This is a genomic window from Actinocrispum sp. NPDC049592 (assembly GCF_040675465.1).
In the GTDB taxonomy this organism is placed as follows: Bacteria; Actinomycetota; Actinomycetes; order Mycobacteriales; family Pseudonocardiaceae; genus Kibdelosporangium.
This window is the reverse complement of sequence record NZ_JBFAPA010000017.1, coordinates 69,872-86,145: the sequence shown is the minus strand read 5'-3', so window position 1 is coordinate 86,145 and position 16,274 is coordinate 69,872. Positions and strand designations below refer to the sequence as shown.

Sequence of the window (16,274 nt, the reverse complement as noted above, 5' to 3'; positions counted from 1 at the left end):
TACCTTCGGGCCGTTACGCATGTTCGAGATGTTGTATTGGTCACTCTTGGTCGGATCCGACCACGAATCCCCATCCGGCGGTTAGTCCGCTTGGGGGTGACCGGTACGGTGGAGAAGCTGTCACCGTGACGGGGAATACTCCGCGCACGGGGGCCGTCACTGTCGGATGCCTACGAGTAACGCCAAGGCTGTTGTCTGCGATGACGAATTTGGGGGACGGACTGGACGCTTCAGTGAGCGCTGCCGTCGAGGGAGATCCTCGCGCGGTCGGTCGTGTATTGGAGTCCATTCGTCCCCTCGTGGTGCGGTACTGCCGCGCACGGGTCGGTAGGCAGGAACGTTCCTTCGCTTCGGCGGACGACGTCGCCCAGGAGGTGTGCCTCGCGGTGCTCACGGCTTTGCCCAGCTACCGCGACCAGGGACGACCATTCCTGGCCTTCGTGTACGGCATCGCCGCGCACAAGGTGGCGGACGCTCACCGGGCGGCCGCTCGCAACCGCGCGGAGCCGGTGGCGGACGTTCCTGACGAACCGGAGACCGACGCGGGTCCGGAACAACGAGCAATGCAGGGCGAGCTGACCAGGCGCATGAAGCAACTGTTGGACGTCCTGCCCGACAAGCAACGCGAGATCGTGGTGCTACGTGTGGTCGTGGGCCTGTCCGCGGAGGAGACCGCCGAGGCGGTCGGTTCCACTCCGGGGGCGGTCCGGGTCGCGCAGCACCGTGCCCTCGCACGGCTACGCAAGACTCTGTCAGCGGAGGAGGTGGTCTGAATGGCCGACCGGCACGAAAGTGACGGCAGAGAGTCACCCGAGTCGCCGCAGACCGGCCGATCGGGTGAACCTCACCCGATCACCTCGGGCGCTATGTCCACGGAACGTGACGATACCCACGTTTCCGCAGAAAATGAATACTTTTCGGCCCTCGACCTTGACGATCTGAGCGACGAGGAGCTCGAGAACGGCGAGCCGGAGGACCTGGCCCAGATCAGGTCCGACGACGCCCTGCTCGACGCGCTCGCGGCCCAGTTCAGGGCGGCCGAGGAGCCGGGCGTGGACGGCCCGGGGCCGGACCAGCGCGGTGTGGATCAGCGCGGTGTGGACTTCGACGACGAACAGCTCAACGCGCTGCTGGTCGCCTGGCGCCAGGACGTCGACAGCGTTCCCGTCCCCGAGATCGTGGACACCCACACAGCCGTCGCCACGGTGACCGCGGCCAAGTCCGCGCGCCGCCGTAGACCCAGGCTGCTGGTGCCCATCGCGGTCGCGGCCGCCGTCGTCGCCATCGGGTTCGCAGGGGTAGGCATGCTTGCGCGGGACGCCCAGCCGGGCGACGCGCTCTGGGGTTTGAGCAAGGTCCTCTACGCGGATCACGCACGGTCGGTCGAAGCCGCCCAGTCCGTGCGCACAGACTTGAACGACGCGCAGACCGCCCTGCAGCAAGGCAAGATCGACGAGGCCAAGGACGCCCTGCGGGCCGCCGGCTCGGCGTTGTCCGCCGTGTCCAGCGAGGACGGCAAGGACGACCTCAAGGCCAAGCACGAGTCCCTGCTCGAGCAGCTCACCAGCACCGCCCCGTTCACGCCGACGGTCCCGCCGGCCACCCAGCGGTCCGAGACCACCCCGGCGCCGCCGAGCTCCGTGCTGACCACGCCGACGCCACCCACCTCAGTGAAGCCCAGCGACACCCCGTCGCAGCCGCCGACCTCGAGCGCCACGCCACCCTCCAGCCAACCCACCGGGCCGAACTCCGCGACCGAGGAACCCCCGCCCCCAGTCGGCGGCGGCCCCGGCCGCAGCGACAGCCCGAGCCCCAACGGCGTGTCCAGCAACAACGTCGGCCAAGGCGACCAAACCCCCTCCGGCACCTGACACCCACCCGGTTTCTCTCCCAGGGCGCCGCCCCCACCCGGGGCGGCGCCTTTGCGTTCGCCGGGATTGCATTCAGGCTCAACGATGGGGGCGACATTCCAGGCCTGTGGACAAGGCCTGTGGATAGCTTGTGGATAGGGGGGTCGCTTCGGCGGCTCAACTCCAGTCGCGAGCTGGATTCTGACTGGCTGACCCCAGCACCGGTCCAGATTCGCGACCCCACATCACGTGCCCAGGATCCAGATCCACGAGGCCGCGTCCGGCATCCCGAAGCCGACCTGGTCAGCATCCAGATTCGCGAGCCACGAAGCCACCACCAAGGCCAGGCAGATCGAACCGCCCCCAGCCCGGCAGCGGCCCACCCCCAGACAAGACCGCAAGCCCAGCCAGGCGCAGGCCGCAGAAGAGTCACATGCCCCAGCCGAGCCGCCCAGAACCCCAGATTCCAGGCACCGTGAACACGCCGCACCCCGGGGTCCCCGAAGAGACCACCGGCCGCCCCACAGCGCCAACCAGGCCTAGCGGGCGCTCTCGGTCGCGGTCACACCGTCGGCGAACCCACGGCAGTACTCCCAGCTGACATACGCGCCGGGATCCGGGTCGAACGCGGGCTCGTGGGGCCGCATCCGGCCGTCGTTCAGCAGCTGCTCGAGGCTGGCGCGGAGCAGTGCCCAGTCGTGGTAGTGCGGTTCCTGGCACTCCGCGCAGTCGACCACCACGCCTTTGATCCCGCGTGGTTCGAGCAGCGCCTGGTACACGGCCAGGTCGGTGAGGTCGGTGAGGAGTTCCGCCCGCTCCTCCTCGGCCATGGGCGGGCCGATCTCGTCCTCGGGGTCGGCGATGGCCCGGGCGGGGTCGTCCGGGTCGCCCGCGAAGGGGTCTGGGGGCAATGAGTCGTGCGGCACGGTCTCGCACGGTACCGAACGGGCCCCGGACACTGTCCAGATACCATGGTGTCAACGGCCTCGCCTGGGAAAACAGTCGGGCGAGGCGCACGTCAGGCGTAGGAAGGCCCGCCACCCACCATGACCAGCGAGCTCACCTCCCCCGAGGTACCGAGCAAGTTCGCGATGCTCGGCCTGACCTTCGACGATGTCCTGCTGCTACCGGCGGAGTCGGATGTCGTCCCCAGCGAAGTGGACACGAGCACCCGGCTCTCGAGGAACATCACCCTGCGCGTCCCGCTGGCCTCCGCGGCCATGGACACCGTCACCGAGGCGCGGATGGCGATCGCCATGGCCCGTCAGGGTGGTATCGGGGTGCTGCAGCGCAACCTCCCGATCGACGTGCAGGCCGGCCAGGTCGAGACGGTGAAACGGTCGGAGGCCGGGATGGTCACCGACCCGGTCACCTGTTCGCCCGAGGACACGCTGGCCGAGGTCGACGCGATGTGCGCGCGCTACCGGATCTCCGGCCTGCCGGTGACCGACGCCACGGGCAAGCTCGTCGGGATCATCACCAACCGCGACATGCGCTTCGAGCTGGACCACACCAAGAAGGTCGCCGAGGTGATGACCAAGGGCCCGTTGGTCACCGCCCAGGTGGGGGTGTCGGCGGAGGCCGCGCTCGGCCTGCTGCGCCGGCACAAGGTGGAGAAGCTGCCGATCGTGGACGGCGCGGGCAAGCTGCGCGGCCTGATCACGGTCAAGGACTTCGTCAAGACCGAGCAGTACCCGATGGCCACCAAGGACCCGGACGGCAGGCTGCTGTGCGCGGCCGCGATCGGGGTCGGCGACGACGCGCACAAGCGGGCGATGGCGCTGGTGGACGCGGGTGTGGACGTGCTGATGGTGGACACCGCGCACGGCCACCAGCGCAACGTGGTCGAGATGGTCTCCCGGCTGAAGAAGGAACTCGGCGACGTCGTGGACGTGGTCGGCGGCAACGTCGCCACCCGGGCGGGTGCCCAGGCCCTGGTCGAGGCGGGTGCGGACGGCGTGAAGGTGGGCGTCGGTCCCGGCTCGATCTGCACCACGCGGGTGGTCGCGGGGGTGGGCGTGCCGCAGATCAGCGCGATCTACGAGGCGAACCTGGCCTGCGGGCCGGCGGGCGTCCCGGTGATCGGCGACGGCGGCATCCAGTACTCGGGTGACATCGCCAAGGCCATCGCGGCCGGCGCCAGCTCGGTCATGCTGGGCAGCCTGCTCGCGGGCACCGCCGAGTCTCCTGGCGAGCTGATCCTGCACAACGGCAAGCAGTACAAGACCTACCGGGGCATGGGCTCGCTGGCCGCGATGCAGTCGCGCGGCGAGGGCAAGTCCTACTCCAAGGACCGCTACTTCCAGGACGACGTGCTCGCCGAGGACAAGCTGGTGCCGGAGGGCATCGAGGGCCGCATCCCGTTCCGCGGCCCGCTGTCCAACGTGGTGCACCAGCTGGTCGGCGGCCTGCGTTCGGGCATGGGCTACACCGGTTCGCGCAGCATCGTCGAGCTGCAGGACGCCCAGCTGGTCCGGATCACCGCGGCCGGCCTGAAGGAAAGCCACCCGCACGACATCACCATGACCGTCGAAGCGCCGAACTACACGACCCGCTGAAGTTTCTCGGGTCATCGGGGAAGGACAACTCACAGTGCGGGACCTTGTCGAGATCGGCATGGGCCGGACCGCCCGGCGTGCCTACGAGCTCGGTGACATCGAGATCGTGCCGTCCCGGCGGACCCGGTCGTCCAAGGACGTCTCCACGGCCTGGCAGCTGGACGCCTACCGGTTCGACATCCCGCTGGTGACCCACCCGACCGACGCGGTGGTGTCGCCGCGTTCGGCCATCGCGATCGGCGAGCTCGGCGGTCTCGGCGTGCTGAACGCCGAGGGCCTGTGGGCGCGGCACGCCAACGTCGAGGAGGCGCTGTTCCGGCTGATCGAGGCCGCCGAGGAGGCGTCCGAGACCAGCGCGGTCACCAAGGTCCTGCAGGACCTGCACGCGGCGCCGATCCAGGCCGACCTGATCGCCAACGCGATCAAGGAGGTCCGCGACTCGGGCGTGACCGTGGCGGTCCGGGTCTCGCCGCAGCGCGCGGCCGAGCTGACCCCGGACCTGATCGCCGCGGGCGTGGAGATCCTGATCGTGCAGGGCACCATCGTGTCCGCCGAGCACGTGGCCCGCGACGGGGAACCGTTGAACCTCAAGAGCTTCATCGAGGGCCTCGACATTCCCGTCGTGGCGGGCGGCGTGCACGACTACCGCACCGCGATGCACCTCATGCGGACCGGCGCCGCGGGCGTGATCGTCGGCTATGGCTACAGCAGCGGCGTGACCAGCACGGACAGCGTGCTGGGGATCGGCGTCCCGATGGCGACCGCCATCATCGACGCTGCCGCCGCCCGCCGGGACTACCTCGACGAGACCGGTGGCCGGTACGTGCACGTGCTCGCCGACGGCGGGATCGACACCAGCGGCGAGATCGCCAAGGCCATCGCCTGCGGCGCGGACGCGGTCATGCTCGGCGCCCCGCTCGCCAGCGCCACCGAAGCCCCTGGCCAGGGCCTTTACTGGACGGCAGCCGCCGCACACCCCTCCCTTCCGCGCAGCCGCGTCGTCCCGGCCGCCGACAACGAGGTGGACCTGCGGACGCTGCTGTTCGGCCCGTCCACTGATGCCGACGGAACGCTGAACCTGTTCGGCGCGCTCCGCCGGGCGATGGCCAAGACCGGCTACTCCGACCTCAAGGAGTTCCAGAAGGTCGGCCTCACCATTCGCGGGTAGTGCCGTGAGACTGGGGGTGGTGTATGCGGTCCGTTGTGGTGCGCGGTGACGGCGTCGAGCTGGCCGAGTGGCAGGACGGTGACCTGGAGTGGCTCAAGGCGCACAACGACGGCGCCTACGATGTCGACCGCGATGAGCGACCGATGCCGCTGCAGGTGCAGGCGTACCGGCTGGTGATCGCGGCAGGTGACGAGGTACTCGGCAACGTCAGCTGGCACGCGGTCTCGTACGGCCCGAACTTCGGCTCGGTGGCGTGGAACCTGGGCATCGGGCTCCTGCCTGCCGCGCGGGGCCGTGGGGTGGGTGCTGAGGCGGTGCGGTTGCTGGTCCGGTACCTGTTCGAGACGACCGAGGTGGACCGGCTGGAGGCCAGCACGGACGTCACCAACGTGCCAGCCCAGCGCACCCTTGAGCGGGCCGGTTTCACGCGGGAGGGTGTCCTGCGAGGCGCCCAGGAACGAGCCGGGGTCCGGCATGACCTGATCGGGTACAGCCTGCTCCGAACCGATGTTACCGACGAGAAACTTACCGCTAGTCAGAACGCGTCCGCCGAACTAGCCTCAGAGGATGGTCGACTATGACGTCATCATCGTGGGCTCGGGGTTCGGCGGCAGCGTCGCGGCGCTCCGGCTGACCGAGAAGGGCTACCGGGTGGCCGTGATCGAGGCCGGCCGGCGGTTCGCGGACGACGAGTTCGCCAAGACGTCATGGGACCTGCGCCGCTACCTGTGGGCGCCCGCGGTCGGCTGCTTCGGCATCCAGCGAATCCACCTGCTGCGGGACGTCATGGTCCTCGCCGGTGCGGGGGTCGGCGGGGGTTCGCTGGTGTACGCGAACACCTTGTACCGCCCCTTGGAGCCGTTCTACGCGGACAAACAGTGGGCGCACATCACCGACTGGCGCGCCGAGCTGGAGCCGCACTACGACCAGGCGAGCCGGATGCTCGGCGTGGTGACCAACCCGACGGTAACGCCGTCCGACGAGGTCATGCAGAAGGTCGCCGCGGACATGGGCGTCGCCGACTCGTACCACTCGACGCCGGTCGGCGTGTACTTCGGCAAGCCCGGAGCCTCGGTGCCGGATCCTTTCTTCGGTGGCGCAGGGCCTTCGCGGACCGGGTGCACCGAGTGCGGGTCGTGCATGACCGGGTGCCGGGTGGGCGCGAAGAACACGTTGGTCAAGAACTACTTGTACCTGGCCGAAAAGGGCGGTGCGCGGGTCATTCCGCTGACCACCGTGACGGGCGTGACCGAGCGTGCGGACGGCACGTTCACGGTTGCTCTTCGCAAGACTGGCAAGCGGTTCAAGCATTCGCTGACCGCTTCGCACGTGGTTCTGGCGGCCGGGACTTGGGGGACACAGCAGTTGCTGCACCGGATGAAGGATTCCGGTGCGCTGCCTCGGTTGTCTCCGCGGCTCGGTGAGCTGACCCGCACGAACTCCGAGGCCATCGTCGGCGCCGGAAGGTTCACTGTGGACTCTTCGCGGGACTTCAGCGAGGGCGTTGCGATCACTTCGTCGTTCCATCCGGACGCGAACACGCACATCGAGCCGGTCCGTTATGGCAAGGGCAGCAACGCGATGAGCCTGCTGCAGACGATCTCCACCGACGGCGCTTCGGAGGTTCCGCGCTGGCGGCAGGCTTTGCGGTTCATGCTCCGGCATCCCGTGCAGACCGCGAGGCTGCTCAACGGCTACCGGTGGAGCGAGCGCACGGTGATCCTGCTCGTCATGCAGTCACTGGACAATTCCATCACGACCTATCTGGACCGTGGCCTGTTCGGACGGCGCAGGTACACATCCAAACAGGGCCACGGCGAGCCCAACCCCAGCTTCATCCCCGCCGGGTACGAGGCGACCCAGTTGACCGCCAAGCACATCGGCGGGATCGCGGGTGGGACCTGGGGCGAGATCTTCGACATTCCGTTGACGGCGCACTTCATCGGCGGCTGTCCGATCGGTTCTACTGTGGACGAAGGCGTGATCGACCCGTACCACCGGGTGCACGGTCATCCGGGACTGTCTGTTGTGGACGGTTCGGCCATCACCGCGAACCTGGGTGTGAACCCCTCGCTGACCATCACCGCCCAGGCCGAACGCGCCTTTTCCATGTGGCCCAACAAAGGCGCGGCCGACACCCGGCCGGCACCCGGCGATCCCTACGTGCGCGTCGCCCCCATCCCGCCGGATGCTCCCGCCGTGCCCGCCTCAGCCCCAGGTGCGCTTCGGCTTTGACCTGCGGTGCCGCGGCACCGTGACCTGACCAAGGCAGAACCCCGTGCCCGCCGCCGCCTCGAAGTCGATGACCTCGACATCCGTCGGCCGCCCCAGCTGCTGGCGGTACCCGGCCCAGAACGCCTCCACCGGCGTGGGCGCCTTTTCGCTCATGACTGACTCCCCATGCGTAGCGACTCGTCCGATCATCCCGCTACCACCACCCGTCCAACTGCGCAGAACCCTCGCTCAGACACCAACCTACCCCCGCGCGGTCGATGTTTCCGCAGGTCGACCTGCACATATGAGTTATCCACACCCCCTCCGGTTATCCACACATCACGTTCAACCCCTATCCCACCCGCACTATCTCGGTAGGCTGGAGCGGGGACGCCCCCCGAGGTGGGTGGGGGTTTGGTTTCCCGTGGTGGGGCGGGTTTCGCTGGTTGGGGCGGGTGGGGTGTGAGGAGTTCAGCCGCGGTGGGGTGGGTGGCTCACGCTTGGTCATCCTGAGGTGTCATCCGGGTGTGGGCGCTTTCTTCAGGCTGGTGGCGGGTCAGCTCCAGGTCGATTTGCGCACCGGGCAGCGGGGGCCGGTTTGTCGGATGCGGTCGGTGTGGTGCCTCTTCGTTGGACCCGCGGTCTGCTGGCCTGGTGTGCGGCGGATTGTGGTGTGCGTGGGTTGGACGCGCTTCTGGCTGATGGTGTTTTGCGTCGCAGGGGTCTGGTTGTCTGGGTCGGCATGGGAGCGTTGAGGTGGGGTTGGGGCAAGGCGCCTTCGGGGGGTGGATCGGTTGAGCGAATGGGTCTGTATGGCTTCCAGCGTGGTTGCTTTGGGAGGGCGGACCGGCGATGGGTTGGCGCCCCCCTTGACAGATGCGGTTGCGCAAGCGCCAGGCCATACGGGAGGGAGAGAACGCGAGGGCGAGCTGTGGTGCGCGGGCACGCGGACGAAACAACGCTCGGGCCTTCCCCTTCTGTTCAGGCTTGGGCCATGTTTCAGAAGCGGAGCCTGGGCGCGCACCACCATCGTGCGGCCGTTTCCGCTCGCTGGGCCGGTTTTGCGGCGGGGGCGCGGGAGGGCGGTCGCCCCGGGCGGATGGGGGTTGGGGTGGACCGCGGAGGGGTTCTCCTTGTGGGATCGGGTGTTTAGCGGGAGTTGACGGCTTCGGCCAGGTCGTCGTCGGTGCCGATGAAGCCCAGTTGCTGGAGGATCGACAGGCGGTCGGTCATGGCGGCGAAGTGGGTTATCTTTCCGCCTTTTGTTGTCAGCCACAGGATTCCGGTCCAGGTGGCGTGCGTGTTCGTTCCCTGCGTCCTTCGGTAGGGGCCGGTGTTGGTGGCTTGTAAGGAGATTCGGGCTGCTGTCCGGTCTCCTTCGGTGATGGTGTCGGTCACTTCTATGTGGATGTCCGGGAAGGACTCGAGCATCTGGGTCCAGCCTTCGAGGAAGGTCTGGAGGCCTCCGCCCGTGGGCGCGTCCACCACGATGGGGCCTTCTTCGACGATATTCTCGTCGATCAGCTCGTGGGCGTTCGTGAGGGTGTGGGTGTTGATCATTTCGACGAAGCGGGCCAGGACGGTCACTGTGGGTTCTCCTTTTACGGTGTAAAACGGTATGGTTCTCTTACGGTGTAAAAATGTCAAGGGGTGCTGGTGCGGCTCAGCAGGGATGTGGTGCTCGACGCGGCCTTGCGGTTCGTCGACGAGCACGGTGTGCAGGCGCTGTCAATGCGCAAACTGGGTGCTTCCCTTGGGGTCGAGGGGATGGCGCTCTACTACTACGTGCCCAACAAGGACGCGTTGCTCGACGGTCTCGTCGAGCGGGTGACCGAGGCGCTCACCGATGAGCTGCCGGATCGGGAACTGCCCTGGCAGGAGTGGCTACGGCGGTTCGCGCACGCGATGCGGGCGGTGCTGACCAGGCATCCCGCCCTGCTGCCGCTGCTGGCCACCCGCGATGTGATGACGCCCGCATTCCTCGGCGCGTTCGAGACCGCGCTGGAGGTCCTCGGTTCATTCCAACCAAAGCAAGCCGTGCACGTCTTCAATAGCGTGACGACATTCGTACTGGGCCACGTGCTGGCCGAGGCCGGCCGGGCCGGTCAGCACCCGCCCGAGTTTCCGGGCGGATATCCGCTGATCGCCCGCGCGGTGGCGGCCGGTGCGGGTCACGATGACGACGCGGAACGCTTCGACTTCGCGATCGGCGCCCTTCTCGACGGCTTCGACCGGCGGTTATGCACGTGACGACAAAGTTGTGCGAATAACCGCCGGGCGTTCGATGATGGGCAGGTCGGGAGGAGTCGGGGATGATGGATCGGCGCGCCTTTTTGCGGGCGGCGGGGATGACGGGTGTGGTGCTCGCGGCCGGATGTTCGGCCGGGAGAACGCCGCCGCAGGCCTCGCCGTCGAGCACGCCGTCCGTGCCGACCTCGACGGTCACCCTCCCGCCCGGACCGCCGGACTGGGAGACCTTGCGCGCCAGGCTATCGGGCAACCTCACCCTCGCGGGTGAGGGCAACTTCACCTACCAGGGCTTCAATCCCGCGCGCGATAGCCGCATCCCGGCGGCGATCGCCCGCTGCCACAAGGTGGAGGACGTCCAGGCCTGTGTGGAGGTCGCCGCGAAGTCCAAAGTGCCCATCGCGGCACGCAGCGGCGGCCACAGCTACGCCGGCTACTCCACGCCGGACAAAGGCCTGCAGGTCGACCTGAAGAACATGGCCGGGGTCGAGGTCCGTCCGGACGGGACGGTCCGGATCGGCGCGGGCGCGCAGCTGAGCGACATCTACGCGGCGCTGGGCAAGGCGGGCCGCTGCCTGCCTGGCGGGTCGTGCCCGTCGGTGGGCATCGCCGGGCTCACCCTCGGCGGCGGAATCGGTGTGCTGGCAAGGAAGTACGGCCTCACCTGCGACCGGCTCGACGCGGTCACCGTGGTCACGCCGGACAGCAAAGTCGTGATGGCCAGCAAAGGCAGCGACGCGGACCTGTTCTGGGCGCTGCGCGGCGGTGGCGGCGGGAACTTCGGCATCGCCACCGAGTTCATCTTCACCACCGAGCCAGCGCCCGACCTTGTCGTGTTCTCGATGCGGTTCCCGGCCGGGTCGGCCGCGAACGTCCTTGGCGCGTGGCAACAATGGCTCACGCAGATCCCCAATGAGCTGTGGACCAACCTGGTCATCACCGGCGGCAGCCCACCCACGTGCCGCGTCGGTGGCTGCTTCGCCGGAACCGTGAGCCAGCTCAACGGCCTGCTCGCCACCTTCAAGCCGTCCGCCAAACCCACGTCGAAGTTCGTGCAGGCCAAGGGATACCTCGATGCGATGAAGTACTTCGCGGGCGGCCCGCCGCAGCGGGAGTCCTTTGTGGCCTCATCACGCGTCCTCAACGCACCCGTGCCCGACCCCGCCGCCGTGGCGAACCTGCTCGCCGGGAAGTCCGAAATGGACATCCTGCTGGACAGCCTTGGCGGCGCGGTGGCCGAGCCGGAGCCGTCCGCGAGCGCCTTCCCGTACCGCAAAGCCCTTGCCAGCGCCCAGATCTACCTCAAGACGCCACCGGCCCGGGTGGATTCCGCGTCCGCCGAGGTCGGCGAGGTCCGGGACAAGCTGGGCGCGATCACCGGCCCGACCGGGTACGTCAACTACATCGACCCGTCGATGCCGGACTGGGCCAAGGCGTACTACGGCGACAACCTGCCGCGCCTGCAGAAGATCGTCAAACAGTACGACCCGGACTCGGTGTTCGCGTTCGCTCAGGCCATCCCGCGCTGACCGGTCCCGGAGCCCAGGCACACGAACGGCCGCCGGAACGGGTCCACCGCCACCGCGTCGGCCAGCGCGACGGCCGGAGTCGCGCCCGAGGCCAAAGCGCGGTGGTAGTCGTCCATCGCGGCGGCCGCGGGCAGGTCACCGACCTTCGACGCGGCGGCCACGACCGTGTCCACGCCCCCGGCCAGCAGTGCACCGGCGAACCCGAGCGCCTCGTCCCCGGGCCGGATCCGGCTCAACGCGAGCTCGCACGCGGCCAGCACGACCTGCCGGGGCGGATGCTGCAACCGGCTCAGTTCGTGCGCGAACAAGGCTCCGTCGATCAGCTCCAGCCGGGAGAACAGCGCGTTGTCGGCCTCGTGCTCGCCGTGCGCCGCGATGTGCGCCAGTTCGGCGCCGTCCAACGCGATCATCACGCTGGCCACGTCAGCCTCGTTGTCCGCCAACAGGATGGCGTTGTCGTGGTGTGCCGCCAACTTGTCGATCTCACCGACCGCAGCGGACAACCCAGGCCCGCGCACGAGCACGGTCCCACCGTTGGCGCGCGGCTTTGACCGCACTGCCCCCAGCCATGCTGTAGCGGACGGCGCGACGACGACCGGACGCGACCGCAGGGACCCCAGCACACCCCACGGCACTGCATGCAGTGCGCCAGTGGGGATGATCACGACGTCCCTGTCGGCAATGATCCGGCTCAACGGCTGCAACAGTTGCGCGTCCAATGCGTTGGCATGCTTGCGCGCAGATGCCGAGACCGCCTCGAACAACGGCTGCGACAGTACATCTGGGGCTATAGCCGTCAGATCCGCGTGCAGCCGTCGTGCGTTCTCGATGGCGTGCGACGACGAACCCAACGGAATCAGCCGCACCGCGCCGTCGACGAGCACCACCGCCAGCAGCGAGTCACCCGATACGGCGAAGCTGATCAGCACCCCCTCGCCCAGGTCCGCGCTGACGTCGTCCACATCCGCCACCGGCCGCGGCTTGCCCCACCGCGACGCCGCGTGCCAGCCCAGGCGCATCGCCGCGCGCTTGCGTTCGGCGTACCGGGCCTGCAGCTTGCCGACCGGGCGCCCGTCCAGCCGCGCCTGGCGCAGCGTGTGCCCGAGGTGCCGGATCGCGGCGATGACCTCCACCAGTTCGGGGTCGTCGGCCCGGGAGACCGGCTCGTAGCGGTACATCTGCGCGCGCGTGCGCTCCAGCCAGCCGAACATGCGGCGCGCCTCGGCCGGTGAGTCGCCGCCGTCCAGCACCAGCCGGACCGCCAGGTCACCCAGCTCCTGGCCGTGGATCGCGGTACCGGACAACAACTCCAGCCCGCCCATCCGGTCGCGGGCCTGGCCCAGCTCGGCCAGCCCGGCCAGTGCCTGCGCGAACGCCTTGCGCCGGTTGCCTTCCGCCACAGCCAGTTCCGCGCGGCTCAGCCGGACGAGCATGCGCTGGTCGATCGTGGTCAACGGCCCCGGCTTGCGCAGCCCACGCAGCAGCTCGTTGGCCCTGTCAACGTTGTCACGCCGCAACTCCAGGCGCACTGCGAGGGTCTGCGCCAGCGCGGCCTCGTCGAACAGGCGGAACTCGGTCAGCTCGGCGGCCATCGCGACCGCCCGCGCCGGCAGCTTCGCCGGGACCTTCTTCTCGGTGAACGCCCGCGCCACATCCACCCGCAGCTCGATGAGCGCCGCCAGCGCCGCCCACGCGTCACTGCCGCGCCGCTTGAACCGGCGCCGCGCGGACGCCGCGAGCCGCCGCGCCAGTCCGAGATCATCTTCGAGCAAGGCCGCGGTGGCCCGGACCGCCTCGGCCTCGGCCAGGTCCTGCTGAACACGTTGCTCGCGCATCTGCGGCAGCACCTCGTCGAGCCCACGCCCGGCCTCGTCGGCCAGACCGGCGGTCAGCAGGGCTTGGCCTTGGTCGATCCGCAGCCGCCCCAGCATGTCCGGGCCGATCTCGAGATACGTGCGCTCGGCCTCTTCGTAGCACCGCAGCGCAGCCGGCACGTCGCCGGTCCGCAGCCGCAGGTCACCCAGGACATGCTTGGCGTAGGCGAGCTTCATCGCGAAGCCATGGTTCTGCCCGAGCCGGATCGCCCGGGTGAGGTTCCTGATCGCCGGATCCACCCGGCCGAGCTCCACATAGGCCAGCCCGAGGTTGGTGATCGTGCCCACCAGCGAGTCGGTCATCTGCCGCGGGTCCTCGGTGCCCATCCGCAGGGCGCGTTCCTTGTGCGCCCGCGCGGACTCGAACAGCGGGATGCTTTCGTCGTACTGGCCGGCGCGCACCAGGATGCCCGCGTGGTTGCCGTCCACGAACCCGTTGAGCTCCGAGCGGATCGGCTCGTCCTCGAGCGCCAGGACCTGCGGGCGGATCGCGTCGAGCCGGGCGATGCCGTCGCCCGTCTTGCCGAGTTCGGCCTCGACGAAGGCCAGCGTGACCTGCAACCGGATCCAGGTCCGGACCCACTCCGGATCGGCCGAGACCGCCGACTCGAGGATCTTCAGCGCCCGCAGCAGCAGCCGGTGCTCGGTGGTCTCCCGGCCGGCGTGACCGGCATCCAGCCCGCGGGCGTGCAGCTCCCTGGCTTGCTCGACGGCCTGTGCCGCAGTCAGTGGGCGCTGGGGTGTACGACGATGCGGCGCGGACACCTGTCTATCAGAACACACCGGGGAAACGGACGGTGCCAGTCGATCGAGTGATCGACTGGCACCGGACGGGTCAATGATCTCAGGGGCCGGTCGGGTCGGTGTCGTGACTGACCGGACCGTCGGTGGTGGCGCCACCGTCACCGCTCCCGTCGCCGTCCCCGGGCTCCGGGCCGTCGTGGCTCACCGGCCCCATCGGCCGGTCGATCCGGTCCCCCGCGGGGAGCACGACGTCGTGGCTGACCGGGCCCGTGGGCCGGGTCGGCGTGCCGGTCTTGGCGACCAGAGTCTGAATGTCGTCGTGGCTCACCGGGCCCTGCGGCCGCGTGGGCACGTCCGGGTTCGTCGGTTTGCCCGGCAATTCCAGGTCGAAGTCCTCGGATTCAGTGGTGGGGTTGGACATGCGTTTCCTCCCTCGTTCGCCGTCCTGTGAGCGGCTCTCCCCGATATCGCGTCGTGGGCGGCGGTACGACGCAAAGTGATCACATCCGGTTCCCCCCAACGGAACCACTGCGAATCTACCGCACGAATGGAGGCATGGGAATTACTCGGAGCAATGAGATCTGGGCTCGTTTACTCCGATTGTGACGAAATCGCGCCGATCAGAGGCTAACGTTTGTCAGAACCGTTATCCGCTGCTCGGTGAGGTCGTTCATGGCCGAGCGAACGCCCTCGCGGCCGAACCCGGATCCCTTTACCCCGCCGTAGGGCATTTGGTCCGCGCGGAACGACGGAACGTCACCGATGATCACCCCACCGACATCGAGCTGCGCGCCCGCACGTGTGGCGGTTTGGATGTCGTGCGTGAAAACGCCGGCCTGCAGGCCGTACGCGGACTCGTTCACCTGCGCGAAGGCCTCGTCCACACTGTCCACAACGGACACCGCGAGCACCGGGCCGAAGACCTCCTCGGCCCACACCTTGCTGTCGTGCGGGACATCCACCAGCACCGTCGGGTCAACGGTGGTCCGGTGGTGGCCGCCGCCGGTGAGGACCTTGGCGCCACGGGACGTAGCCTCCGCGACCCACTCCGTGATGCGTTCGGCCGCGGCCACGTCGACGACCGGGCCGACCTCGACCTCGGGGTCATGCGGGTCACCGGTGGGCAACGCGCGCACCGCGTCGACGAGCTTGCCGATGAACTCGTCGGCGTGCTCGCGGGTGACCAGAACGCGCTGCACCGCGATGCAGGACTGGCCGGCCTGGTAGTTGCCGAACGTGGCGATCCGTCGCGCGGCGAAGTCGAGGTCGGTCCAGTCCGGACAGACCACGGCCGCCGCGTTGCCGCCGAGCTCGAGCACGAAGCGCTTGCGCGGGGCCATGTCCATCAGCGACCAGCCGACCGGGCCCGACCCGGTGAACGACACCACCGGCAGCCGCTCGTCGCGCACCAGTGCGGCGGTCTCCTCGTTGCCCACCGGCAACACGGAGAACGCGCCCTCGGGCAGGTCGGTCTCGGCCAGCAGTTCGCCGAGCACGAGCGCGGACAACGGGGTGCGCGGCGCGGGCTTGATGATGATCGGCGCGCCCACCGCCAGGGACGGCGCGACCTTGTGCGCGACCAGGTTCAGCGGGAAGTTGAACGGCGCGATGCCCAGCACCGGCCCGTACGGGAACCGGCGGACCAGCGCGACCCGGCCCTCGGCGCCCGGCTCGGTGTCCAGCCGCTGCAGGTCACCGCCGGACCGGCGGGCCTCCTCGGCGGCGAACCGGAAGGTCGACACCGCCCGGCGGACCTCCACCGTCGCCCATTTGAGTGGTTTTCCGTTCTCGGCCGTGATCAGCTCGGCGAGTTCCTCGGCCTGGGCGGCCAGACCACGGGAGACGTGCTCCAACGCCTCGGCACGCAGGTGCGCGGGGGTGGCGCGGAACTCCTTGGCGACCGCGTCCGCCGCGGCCACCGCCCGCTCGATCTGGTCGGGTCCGGGCACGGCCACGGACGCCACTTCCGATCCATCGAACGGGTGGGTGACGGTCAATGCGTGAACGCCCTGCTCAGGGTGTCCGGCGATCCAACACGGGCGGGGCGTGGGCGTGTACGCATCCATAATGTGCACGGTAGTCACTCCACC

At 69.0% G+C, this 16,274-nt stretch carries 14 protein-coding genes; 8 read left to right on the top strand and 6 right to left on the bottom strand.

The genetic code is table 11. The features are described 5' to 3' along the window. The first annotated feature begins 200 nt into the window (after positions 1 to 200). Both AB0J95_RS35300 and AB0J95_RS35295 read left to right on the top strand, forming a co-directional pair. Positions 201 to 773 (top strand): sigma-70 family RNA polymerase sigma factor, encoded by a 573-nt coding sequence (locus tag AB0J95_RS35300; RefSeq protein WP_364768009.1) that lies wholly within the window; start codon positions 201 to 203, stop codon positions 771 to 773. Positions 774 to 866: 93 nt separating this feature from the next. Next, a complete protein-coding gene (locus AB0J95_RS35295) occupies positions 867 to 1,871 on the top strand; it encodes an anti-sigma-D factor RsdA (protein WP_364768007.1) in 1,005 nt (334 codons plus the stop codon). Positions 1,872 to 2,389: 518 nt separating this feature from the next. Here the strand turns inward: AB0J95_RS35295 and AB0J95_RS35290 are convergent. After that, positions 2,390 to 2,776 carry a DUF5319 domain-containing protein gene (locus AB0J95_RS35290; RefSeq protein ID WP_364768004.1) on the bottom strand — a complete coding sequence of 129 codons (387 nt, stop codon included), beginning with the start codon at positions 2,774 to 2,776 and terminating at the stop codon, positions 2,390 to 2,392. A 120-nt stretch (positions 2,777 to 2,896) separates the two neighbouring features. Here AB0J95_RS35290 and guaB point away from each other — a divergent pair, with 120 nt between their 5' ends. From guaB to AB0J95_RS35270, 4 genes are read left to right on the top strand one after another with little or no spacing between them, the layout of a single operon-like run. Continuing rightward, the gene (guaB, locus tag AB0J95_RS35285) at positions 2,897 to 4,408 is read left to right on the top strand and encodes an IMP dehydrogenase (RefSeq protein ID WP_364768001.1); all 1,512 of its coding nucleotides are present in this window, start codon (positions 2,897 to 2,899) and stop codon (positions 4,406 to 4,408) included. 34 nt (positions 4,409 to 4,442) lie between these two features. Next, positions 4,443 to 5,576 carry a GuaB3 family IMP dehydrogenase-related protein gene (locus tag AB0J95_RS35280; RefSeq protein ID WP_364767998.1) on the top strand — a complete coding sequence of 378 codons (1,134 nt, stop codon included), beginning with the start codon at positions 4,443 to 4,445 and terminating at the stop codon, positions 5,574 to 5,576. A 23-nt stretch (positions 5,577 to 5,599) separates the two neighbouring features. Then, entirely contained in the window at positions 5,600 to 6,157 is a 558-nt protein-coding gene (locus AB0J95_RS35275) for a GNAT family protein (RefSeq protein WP_364767996.1), read from the top strand. After that, positions 6,144 to 7,811, top strand: coding sequence for a GMC family oxidoreductase (locus AB0J95_RS35270; RefSeq protein WP_364767993.1), 1,668 nt, complete (start codon positions 6,144 to 6,146; stop codon positions 7,809 to 7,811). Before AB0J95_RS35275 ends, AB0J95_RS35270 begins: the two co-directional genes overlap by 14 nt. Here AB0J95_RS35270 and AB0J95_RS35265 read toward each other — a convergent pair. Both AB0J95_RS35265 and AB0J95_RS35260 read right to left on the bottom strand, forming a co-directional pair. Beyond that, entirely contained in the window at positions 7,785 to 7,964 is a 180-nt protein-coding gene (locus AB0J95_RS35265) for a hypothetical protein (protein WP_364767990.1), read from the bottom strand. The two genes, AB0J95_RS35270 and AB0J95_RS35265, sit on opposite strands and share 27 nt — an antisense overlap. A 975-nt stretch (positions 7,965 to 8,939) precedes the next feature. Beyond that, the gene (locus AB0J95_RS35260) at positions 8,940 to 9,377 is read right to left on the bottom strand and encodes an ester cyclase (protein ID WP_364767987.1); all 438 of its coding nucleotides are present in this window, start codon (positions 9,375 to 9,377) and stop codon (positions 8,940 to 8,942) included. A gap of 69 nt (positions 9,378 to 9,446) precedes the next feature. Between AB0J95_RS35260 and AB0J95_RS35255 the strand changes: the two genes are divergently transcribed. Both AB0J95_RS35255 and AB0J95_RS35250 read left to right on the top strand, forming a co-directional pair. Further along, the gene (locus tag AB0J95_RS35255; RefSeq protein WP_364767984.1) at positions 9,447 to 10,040 is read left to right on the top strand and encodes a TetR/AcrR family transcriptional regulator C-terminal domain-containing protein; all 594 of its coding nucleotides are present in this window, start codon (positions 9,447 to 9,449) and stop codon (positions 10,038 to 10,040) included. Between the two features lie 62 nt (positions 10,041 to 10,102). Continuing rightward, the gene (locus AB0J95_RS35250; RefSeq protein ID WP_364767981.1) at positions 10,103 to 11,566 is read left to right on the top strand and encodes an FAD-binding oxidoreductase; all 1,464 of its coding nucleotides are present in this window, start codon (positions 10,103 to 10,105) and stop codon (positions 11,564 to 11,566) included. On the opposite strand, the gene AB0J95_RS35245 is transcribed toward AB0J95_RS35250, so the two are convergent. The 3 genes from AB0J95_RS35245 to AB0J95_RS35235 all read right to left on the bottom strand — a co-directional run bounded on the left by AB0J95_RS35245 (position 11,548) and on the right by AB0J95_RS35235 (position 16,250). Continuing rightward, positions 11,548 to 14,205, bottom strand: a complete 2,658-nt coding sequence (locus AB0J95_RS35245) for a CHAT domain-containing tetratricopeptide repeat protein (RefSeq protein WP_364767979.1) — start codon at positions 14,203 to 14,205, stop codon at positions 11,548 to 11,550. The genes AB0J95_RS35250 and AB0J95_RS35245 overlap by 19 nt on opposite strands. 79 nt (positions 14,206 to 14,284) lie before the next feature. After that, the gene (locus AB0J95_RS35240) at positions 14,285 to 14,605 is read right to left on the bottom strand and encodes a hypothetical protein (protein WP_364767976.1); all 321 of its coding nucleotides are present in this window, start codon (positions 14,603 to 14,605) and stop codon (positions 14,285 to 14,287) included. Between the two features lie 199 nt (positions 14,606 to 14,804). Next, complete coding sequence (locus AB0J95_RS35235; protein ID WP_364767973.1) at positions 14,805 to 16,250, bottom strand: aldehyde dehydrogenase family protein; 1,446 nt, start codon at positions 16,248 to 16,250, stop codon at positions 14,805 to 14,807. Positions 16,251 to 16,274: the final 24 nt, after the last annotated feature.

Coding starts and splice junctions, on each gene's coding strand:
- AB0J95_RS35270 (WP_364767993.1), top strand. CDS start 6,144: ATGGTCGACTATGACGTCATCATCGTGGGCTCGGGGTTCGGCGGCAGC.
- AB0J95_RS35275 (WP_364767996.1), top strand. CDS start 5,600: ATGCGGTCCGTTGTGGTGCGCGGTGACGGCGTCGAGCTGGCCGAGTGG.
- AB0J95_RS35250 (WP_364767981.1), top strand. CDS start 10,103: ATGATGGATCGGCGCGCCTTTTTGCGGGCGGCGGGGATGACGGGTGTG.
- AB0J95_RS35240 (WP_364767976.1), bottom strand. CDS start 14,605: ATGTCCAACCCCACCACTGAATCCGAGGACTTCGACCTGGAATTGCCG.
- AB0J95_RS35265 (WP_364767990.1), bottom strand. CDS start 7,964: ATGAGCGAAAAGGCGCCCACGCCGGTGGAGGCGTTCTGGGCCGGGTAC.
- guaB (WP_364768001.1), top strand. CDS start 2,897: ATGACCAGCGAGCTCACCTCCCCCGAGGTACCGAGCAAGTTCGCGATG.
- AB0J95_RS35235 (WP_364767973.1), bottom strand. CDS start 16,250: ATGGATGCGTACACGCCCACGCCCCGCCCGTGTTGGATCGCCGGACAC.
- AB0J95_RS35295 (WP_364768007.1), top strand. CDS start 867: ATGTCCACGGAACGTGACGATACCCACGTTTCCGCAGAAAATGAATAC.
- AB0J95_RS35300 (WP_364768009.1), top strand. CDS start 201: ATGACGAATTTGGGGGACGGACTGGACGCTTCAGTGAGCGCTGCCGTC.